This window comes from Microbispora sp. NPDC088329, assembly GCF_040685655.1.
Lineage (GTDB): Bacteria > Actinomycetota > Actinomycetes > Streptosporangiales > Streptosporangiaceae > Microbispora.
Genome location: NZ_JBFBIP010000016.1, coordinates 206,184 through 214,913 on the forward strand (window position 1 = coordinate 206,184; position 8,730 = coordinate 214,913).

At 66.3% G+C, this 8,730-nt stretch carries 5 protein-coding genes; 4 read left to right on the top strand and 1 reads right to left on the bottom strand.

Annotated features, from left to right (window positions below):
• Positions 1–45: 45 nt before the first annotated feature.
• Complete coding sequence (locus tag AB0O28_RS27350; RefSeq protein WP_363644922.1) at positions 46–804, bottom strand: trans-aconitate 2-methyltransferase; 759 nt, start codon at positions 802–804, stop codon at positions 46–48.
• Between the two features lie 82 nt (positions 805–886).
• Between AB0O28_RS27350 and AB0O28_RS27355 the strand changes: the two genes are divergently transcribed.
• The 4 genes from AB0O28_RS27355 to AB0O28_RS27370 all read left to right on the top strand — a co-directional run.
• The gene (locus tag AB0O28_RS27355) at positions 887–1,411 is read left to right on the top strand and encodes a MarR family transcriptional regulator (RefSeq protein WP_363644924.1); all 525 of its coding nucleotides are present in this window, start codon (positions 887–889) and stop codon (positions 1,409–1,411) included.
• A 479-nt stretch (positions 1,412–1,890) separates the two neighbouring features.
• On the top strand, positions 1,891–3,645 hold the full coding sequence (locus AB0O28_RS27360; protein WP_363644926.1) for a hypothetical protein: 1,755 nt from the start codon (positions 1,891–1,893) through the stop codon (positions 3,643–3,645).
• 1,689 nt (positions 3,646–5,334) lie between these two features.
• Positions 5,335–6,951, top strand: a complete 1,617-nt coding sequence (locus AB0O28_RS27365) for a hypothetical protein (RefSeq protein ID WP_363644928.1) — start codon at positions 5,335–5,337, stop codon at positions 6,949–6,951.
• Between the two features lie 748 nt (positions 6,952–7,699).
• Positions 7,700–8,730: hypothetical protein (locus AB0O28_RS27370; protein WP_363644930.1), on the top strand; the 1,031-nt coding region annotated here is incomplete at its 3' end.

An 8,730-nucleotide genomic window follows, 5' to 3' on the forward strand; every position in this document is an offset into this window, starting at 1 on the left:
GTGTCCCGGTTTGCGGTCATACTGCCACGCGAAGGTGAACAAACCTCACAGATGTGCGGCCACGAAGATCCGCCGGAACGGAAACGGCGTGCCGTACGGCCTGGGCGGGTAGGCCTCGCGCAGGACACGCGCGCAGTCGGCGAGGAAGTCGGCGTGGCGCTCGGGCGGCAGCCGGTCGAGCATGGGCCGCAGGGCCGTGCCCTTGATCCAGCCGAGCACCGGGTCCTCCCCCGGCAGGACGTGCACGTAGGTCGTCTCCCACGCGTCCACCGTGAAGCCGATCCCAGAGAGCAGGTCCACGTAGTCGGCCGGATCCCCGACCGGCACGCCCCGCGGGACGTCGCCCAGCTCCTCCCGCCAGGTCGTACGGCACAGCTCGCGCACGACGGCGTGACTCGGCGCGTTGAAGTTACCCGGCACCTGGAAGGCGAGCCAGCCGCCCTCGGTGAGGTGGTTCCTCCACCGGCGCAGCAGGTCGGGGTGCTCCGGGATCCACTGCAGGAGCGCGTTCGAGACGATCACGTCGGCCGGGCGCGGCGGACGCCAGTCGCGGACGTCGGCCACCTCGAACGTCGGCCCGGGCGGCGCTTTGGCGATCATCGCGGGCGATGAGTCGACGCCGTGGACGCGGGCCCCCGGCCAGCGGTCACGGAGGGTCGCCGTGAGCTCCCCGGTGCCGCATCCCAGATCGACCACATACTCGGGCGACCGCGCGCCCACACGGGCGATGAGCTCGTGGAAAGGACGGCCGCGCTCGGCCGCGTAGCGCTCGTAGACCTCCGGGTCCCATATGTCCGCGCTCATGTCTACCCCCACTATCTTGATGTCGAGATTTAATCGATATCGCGGGAGATATCTCGACGTCAAGAGAAGCTAGACTCGGCGCATGACCTTCTCGAGGCCCGTCGAGGACGAGGTGGACCGGCTGGTCGCGGCCTGGAAGCAGGAGCGTCCGGACCTGGACGTGACGCCTCTCGAGGTGCTCAGCCGGGTCTCCCGGCTGAGCCGGCACCTGGAGCGCGAGCGCCGTGCGGCCTTCGCGTCCCATGACATCGAGTCGTGGGAGTTCGACGTGCTGACGGCCCTGCGCCGCGCGGGCGAGCCGTACGAACTGAGCCCGGGGGCGCTGCTGCGGGCCACCCTGGTGACCTCGGGCACGATGACGAACCGCATCGACAGGCTCGCGGCCGCCGGGCTGGTCGTCCGGCGGCCCGACCCCGAGGACCGGCGCGGTGTGCTGGTGCGGCTGACTCCCGCCGGGATGCAGCGCGTGGACGCCGCCTTCGCCGATCTGCTGCGCCGCGAACGCGAACTGCTGGCCGGCCTGGAACAACACGAACAACAGGCGCTCGCCGGCCTGCTGCGCACGCTTCTGGTCCCTTTCGACGCCTCCGACTCGGCCGCTCACTGATCCGGCGGGGTTCGCCCGGGAGGCACGACCCGTCAGCATCGCAATAACGGCAAAAGCCGACAAAAACGGCAGAAGTGAAGGCAGAGAAACGCCCTCGTCAGGGCCGAGAGATGACAATCTCTTCCATTTGTCGCTTTTGGTGCATTCGACACTGAATCGCACCACCGGTCAGCCGGGCGCTGACTCATTTCCGGCCAGTCCAGATATCTCACCACAGGTGTGATTTTTGTCACACCCACCCCTTGGATCGCTCCAGCCCAGGTCCCGGCCGGGGGCGTGCGGATGCTCCGTGATCAGCGAAGACGGGACGTTCGCCACCGCGGCGACGCCGCCACCGCCACGCGGCGAAGACTCTGCGGGTGCGGAGAGGAAACTCTGAAATTTCTGTTTTCAGAGGCTTTCTCGTTATAACTTCCCACCGTTCCTTCACTGACGCATGGGGCGCAAGTGACGCCCCACGACAGACCAGGGAGATCCACTTGAAGCGCACTCTCGCTCTCGGCGGGGTCGCGGCCGGCCTCCTGGCCTCCGCGGCGATCGCCGCCCCGGCTCATGCCGACCAAATCCCGTCCATCAACCTCGCCAAGACGAACTTCGCCGCGAAGGAGATCGCGGCGTTCTGGTACGGCGAGGCGCGGGCCAACCTGATCAAGGCCACGCCGTACGGCGTGGAGACCAAGATCTCCGCCAAGCACGTGTCGACCGGCGGTGTCTCCGCCGACGACAAGGCCGGCACGGTCGGGTCCAGCGGCGACCAGAAGGCCGCCACCGGCAACACGAAGAACGTCAACCTGCCGAAGACCACCGGCAAGGTCTTCTTCATCGGCGCCGACCACCAGCCGCACTGGTGCTCGGCCACCTCGGTCCAGAGCCAGTACAAGAACCTGGTCGCGACCGCGGGCCACTGCGTCTACGACACCAAGTCGAACGCGACCACCCTCGACAAGTGGGTCTTCATCCCCGGTTACTACCAGGGCAAGACCCCGTGGGGCATCTACGTCGGCAAGACCGCTTACACGCACTACGACTACAGCGTGTACGAGGACGGCGACCGCGACTACGCGTTCGTCACGGTCTACAACGGCGTCCAGGTCACGGACGTCAGCTACGACCGGCGCGGCCGCTACGACCACGGCCGCTACGACGACCGCTACGACCACGGCCGCCACGACAAGTACGACGGACGTGACCACGACGGCAGGTACCGCGGTGGCCGCGACCACGACGACCGTCGCTCGTTCGTGCGGAACGTCTCCGTGCGCGAGTTCCAGGCCCTGAACAGGGGCAGGGACCTCACCGGCAACGGCCCCTGGGCCAAGGGCACCGGAGCCGAGACCAACGAGATCAACGAGCGGGCCTACCGCAGCAACTCGGACTCGTACGTCAGCCGTGACGGCAAGACCCTGTACTTCCGCAAGAAGGTCTGGGGCGGCGACGACGAGCACCACGGCCCGGGCCGTCCCGGCAACGGTGGTCACGGCCACGGCGGCTGGGGCAAGGGCGACGATGACAGGAAGCTCGCGCCTCTGGCCGAGCCGAGCAGCTCTCCCTCCGCCAGCCCCTCGGCCTCGCCGAGCACCGAGGCTTTCGCCGCGCAGACCAGCGCGCCGACCCCCGAGTTCGGCAAGCGTCACGACGACCGCGGGCACGACTGGTGCGACGACCACGGCGACAGGTTCTCGCGTGGCCACGACCGTTGCGACGACAACGGCCACCGGCCCAAGTACAAGTACTACGCCCGGACGTTCTGGGCGAAGTCGGTTCGCCACGACGACCACAGGCCCCACGGCACGCTGAAGATCACCCTGAAGGACGTCGGCACCCTCGGGTCCAACGTCGGTGGTCAGGGCCTGGCCTACAACCAGAAGATCGGCACCGCCGTCTTCCAGTTCGGCTACCCGAGCGGGTCGCACCCGGACGGCAACTACGCCTTCACCGGCCAGACCCTCAAGTGGGCGTACGGCAAGACCTTCAAGGCGAGCTCCGCGGCCATCAAGGGCGAGGAGCTGGTGGGCCTCAAGTCCTCCTTCACCGGTGAGGGCGCCATCGGCTCGTCCTGGCTGTACCGCTACAGCAGCACCAAGCGGCTCGGCTACCTCAACGGTGTGACCATCGGCCTCGCCGACACCGACGGCAACGGCCGCATCGACACCAGCATCTCCCCGTACTTCGACGGTGAGACGCTGGCCGTCTACAAGCAGGCTGCCGCCAACTGGTCTGGCAAGATCGTCTGAGTCTCCGACTCCTGACGTGAGGATGGGGCCCGGCTGTTTCACAGCCGGGCCTTTTCCGTTGGCATGAGGATGGGCCCCGCTGTCCACAGCGGGGCCCTTTCGTTTTTGTCCCGCGAGTCGTCTGTCTCGCGAGTCGTCTGTGTCCCACGAGCTCAAGCCGTCTCCACGGGCCGTGCCGAGGACGATGCCGGCACCCCTCCCTTACCTCCCGCCTTGCCCATTCGCTGTACGCCGAGACGAGCGACGGGCGGCGACGCACGCCGGATGTCACTCGGCGCGGGCAACGCCGCTCGTGAAGGCGTTCAGCGCCATCCTGAGGCGCTCTCCCTCACGCGGAAGTCTTCGGGGCGGCACGGTGGCACGTGTGCACCGGCCTCACCCGCCCGTGGGCACCACACCGCGGACACCACATCACGCGTATCCCCGGCAATTCACTTGTACGGCGTACGAATACGCGCGCGCACTTACAGATCGTGTCGGGATGGCATCGTCAGCGCGACAGGGATCGCCTGTCGCGGCACCCCGGGAAATACCTGAAGAAAACCGGTGCGGCCGCGAGCGAAGAAGTCAACGGAAATCAGATTTACTGAAACGAGATCTGCGGGGAATGCTGGATGACCGAGTCCGATATCACGCAGAGAAAAGCGAAGCAAAGCGTTTTGATCAGTGGGCGACGAGGAGCGATACGCGTCCCAGAAATTGCCACCCTCACCTGTTCCGATAGCAGGGAAAACCGGCCGAACGACATAGCGACCACCCGCGCCGCGCTTCTCCCATCACGCGACGCACGACCGTGGGACCGTTGCAAAACGACCGGCTCCATGAAGCCAAGCGCTACCTCATAACCGATACGACCTGCGGATATCTGGACGCGCTGCGACGCGGGGACGCCCGCCGAGCATGCTCGGCCTCTACCGTTGCGAGTTCTCTGCGACAAGCGCGCGCCAGCGGCCGGCCACCCGAAAGCGTTCCCCGCAATCGCCGACCCGCACCCCTGCCGAACGCCCGTTTCGCCGCCCGAAAACCTCCTGGGCGAGCGTTACGGCGAATTCACATCCGGCACCACCCGCTACCTGCGCGCCATTCTCCCGATCACTGCTCGGGGCACGGCGAGGTTCACCGATCGGATCAGGCCGCTTTCCCCATGGCACACCCCTCCACAGGAGGGCTCGGCAGCGGCCGGCAGGGCTCCGGGCGCCATCGTCGGGACACCGGCCTCACGCGCCTCCCCCTCGCGGGACGGGGCAGGAACGGGGAGCTCCGAGGCGACGCGCGCCGGGCCGGACGTGGTCGCACCGCAACCGGCGAGTGGGATCGACGTGCTGCTTTGCGCCATTCCTTGATCACTTCGCGTGAGCCCCAGGCCCGGTCACCCGAACCACGGTCCAGGCGAAAGGGCACACTCCGACGCAATCCCCTGGGCTCCCGGTTTCATCTAAACCTGTGATTTAGATCACATTCGCGGGTGACCGATCCGCGACACACCGTGACAGAAGCCGCTCCATACAGGCCATGATCAGCAGATATTCAGCTACCTCTCAGGAAGCGATTGTCGGCCTCACGGGTGAAGGCATTAGGCGAATCAACCAATTCCCCTTACGCCACTCCAATCGGTCCTATAGCTTTCATCCCGTTCCTCACTGACGGATGGGGCGCAAGTGACGCCTCACGACAGACCAGGAGAAATCCATGAAGCGCACTCTCGCTCTGGGTGGTGTCGCGGCCGGCCTGCTGGCCTCCGCTGCGATCGCCGCCCCGGCTCAGGCCGACCAGATTCCGAGCGTGAACCTGGCCAACACCAACTTCGCGGCCCAGCAGGTCGCGGCGTTCTGGTTCGGCGAGGCCAAGGCGAACCTGATCAACGCCACGCCGTACGCGGTGGAGACCACGGTCCCCACCAAGCACGTGTCGACCGGCGGCGTGTCGGCCAGCGACAAGGCCGGCACGGTTGGCTCCAGCGGCGACCAGAAGGCCGCCACCGGCAACCTGAAGAACGTCAACCTGCCGAAGACCACCGGCAAGGTGTTCTTCATCGGTGCCGACCACAAGCCGCACTGGTGCTCGGCCACCTCGGTCCAGGGCCAGTACAAGAACCTGGTGGCGACCGCGGGTCACTGCGTGTACGACACCGAGTCGAACGCGGCCACCCTCGACAAGTGGGTCTTCATCCCCGGTTACTACGAGGGCAAGACCCCGTGGGGCATCTACGTCGGTAAGACCGCTTACACGCACTACGACTACAGCGTGTACGAGGACGGCGACCGCGACTACGCGTTCGTCACGGTCTACAACGGCGTTCTGCCCACCGAGGGCGGCACCAGCGCCGGCGAGTACGCGTCCGAGGTCTACAAGACCAAGCTCGAGGCTTGGAAGGCCAAGCGGAAGCTCGAGGGCGACAAGAGCACCGTCGGCTCGAGGCTCCGCATCGTCGAGGCCAGCAAGCTCTCGCGGTTCGGTCAGCCGTCCCCGGTCACCGTCGCCGAGTTCCAGGCCTGGAACAAGGGCAAGGACCTGACCGGCAAGGGCCCGTGGGCCTGGGGCACCTCCGCCTCCGAGCCTGCTGTGGTTCAGAAGAAGGACTACAAGCAGGACAAGGACTCCTACATCAGCGAGGACGGGAAGACCCTGTTCTGGCGGGTGCGGAAGGACAACAAGCCCGGTGGCGGCTGGGGCGACCACAAGCCCGGCGACAAGCCCGGTGGCGGCTGGGGCGACCACAAGCCCGGCGACAAGCCCGGTGGCGGCTGGGGCGACCACAAGCCCGGCGACTGGAAGCCCGGCAACCAGGGCCCCGTCGAGTACAACTACTTCAGCCGGACGTTCACGGCGAAGGTTGTCAAGGGCTACCAGGTCGTGGGCAAGAAGTTCTCGATCGGTCTCAAGGACGTCGGCACCCTCGGGTCCAACGTCGGTGGTCAGGGTCTGGCCTACAACCAGAAGATCGGCACGGGCATCTTCGAGTTCGGTTACCCGAGCGGGTCGCACCCGGACGGCAACTACGCCTTCACCGGCAAGACCCAGAAGTGGGCCTACGGCAAGACCTTCAAGGCGAGCGCTGCTTCGCTGAAGGCCGAGGAGCTGGTGGGCATCAAGTCCTCCTTCACCGGCGAGGGCTCGATCGGTTCCGCGTGGCTGTACCGCTACAGCAACACCAAGCGGCTCGGCTACCTCAACGGTGTGACCATCGCGGTCTCCGACACCGACGGCAACAGCCGCATCGACACCAACGTGTCGCCGTACTTCGACGGTGAGACGCTGGCCGTCTACAAGCAGGCTGCCGCCAACTGGTCCGGCAAGATCGTCTGATCTTCCCCCCGGTAAAGCAGAGTCAAGGAAAGGGCCCGGCACCCAGCCGGGCCCTTTTCCCGTTTCCGCACAAAGTTCGACGTACTGCGCCTTTGTCGACGAGGCCGATCGAGTGCTCTCCAGCAGGCCGCTTCCGACCACGACGGCGCCGCACTCCTCCGCACGACGCCTGAACCGATCGCGATCGCTCGGGATGCTTCCACCAGAGCCGAAGCAGGAGTGCCCCCCACCGCCAGGGCGGTCTCTTCCCGTGCCGGCCGCCGATCGCTCGATGCCGACGATCCGCTCTCGCGCACCCACCGATTGCCGTGCTGTCGGGATCAGCGCCCGACGGGCCGACGGGTCTGGACCAACCCCGGCTCGACCCTCTTACCGATGGTCACAAATAGTGCCGTTCGTCCCATTTTCGGGGTTTGTCGCGGCTGCTGGAAGCTACCGGATCACCCCGCGTGTGAGGGCTTTGACGTGATCTCACACCTCTTCGGTTTCCCTCGAAACTGTGATTTAGGTCACATCGACCGTTATAGCGGTCCAACGCGGAGCGTAACGGAGGCCCCTTGGACACCTTTGATGATCAGCCAAAATGGTTCGCCACCCCCCGATCGACCGCTTCCGCCCGCAACGCCTCCCGTCATGAGACGGTCACGAACCCTCTTACGCCCCCTCTTTTCGTCCTATAGCTTTCTCCTCGTTCCTCACTGACGGATGGGGCGCAAGTGACGCCTCACGACAGACCAGGAGAAATGTTATGAAGCGCACTCTCGCTCTGGGCGGGATCGCGGCCGGCCTGCTGGCCTCCGCTGCGATCGCTGCCCCGGCTCAGGCCGACTCGATCCCGAGCGTGAACCTGGCCAACACCAACCTCGCGGCCCAGCAGGTCGCGGCGTTCTGGTTCGGTCAGGCCAAGGCCAACCTGATCAACGCGACCCCGTACGCGGTGGAGACCACGGTCCCCACCAAGCACGTGTCGACCGGCGGCGTTTCCGCCGACGACAAGGCCGGCGTTGTGGGTTCCAGCGGCGACCAGAAGGCTGCCTCCGGCAACCTGAAGAACGTCAACCTGCCGAAGACCACCGGCAAGGTGTTCTTCATCGGCGCTGACAAGAAGCCGCACTGGTGCTCGGCCACCTCGGTCCAGGGCCAGTACAAGAACCTGGTGGCGACCGCGGGTCACTGCGTCTACGACACCGAGTCCAACGCCACCACGCTGGACAAGTGGGTCTTCATCCCCGGCTACTACGAGGGCAAGACCCCCTGGGGCATCTACGTCGGTAAGACCGCTTACACGCACTACGACTACAGCGTGTACGAGGACGGCGACCGCGACTACGCGTTCGTCACGGTCTACAACGGCGTCATCCCCACGGAGAACGGCACTCACGGCCGCTTCGTGTCGAAGACCTTCGCCAGCAAGTGGGACGCCCTCAAGTACAAGGCCAAGCTTGAGGCCGACAAGACCACGGGCTGGTCCAAGCTCGCGGTCGAGCCGGTCTTCGGCGACGCGAAGCCCGGCGGCTGGGGCGACCACAAGCCCGGCGGCTGGGGCGACCACAAGCCCGGCGACAACAAGCCCGGTGGCGGCTGGGGCGACCACAAGCCCGGCGACAACAAGGCCGCGGCCGAGCAGGAGCTGAAGGCTCCGGCCGGGGTCAAGGTCCCGAACGGCAAGCGGTTCCTCGGCTGGCAGGTTGTCGGCTTCAAGCTGTCGATCGGTCTCAAGGACGTCGGCACCCTCGGGTCCAACGTCGGCGGGCAGGGCCTGGCCTACAACCAGAAGAT

Bases quoted from the DNA above. Each gene is read 5' to 3' on its own strand.
- AB0O28_RS27365 (WP_363644928.1), top strand. From the start codon at position 5,335: ATGAAGCGCACTCTCGCTCTGGGTGGTGTCGCGGCCGGCCTGCTGGCC.
- AB0O28_RS27350 (WP_363644922.1), bottom strand. From the start codon at position 804: ATGAGCGCGGACATATGGGACCCGGAGGTCTACGAGCGCTACGCGGCC.
- AB0O28_RS27355 (WP_363644924.1), top strand. From the start codon at position 887: ATGACCTTCTCGAGGCCCGTCGAGGACGAGGTGGACCGGCTGGTCGCG.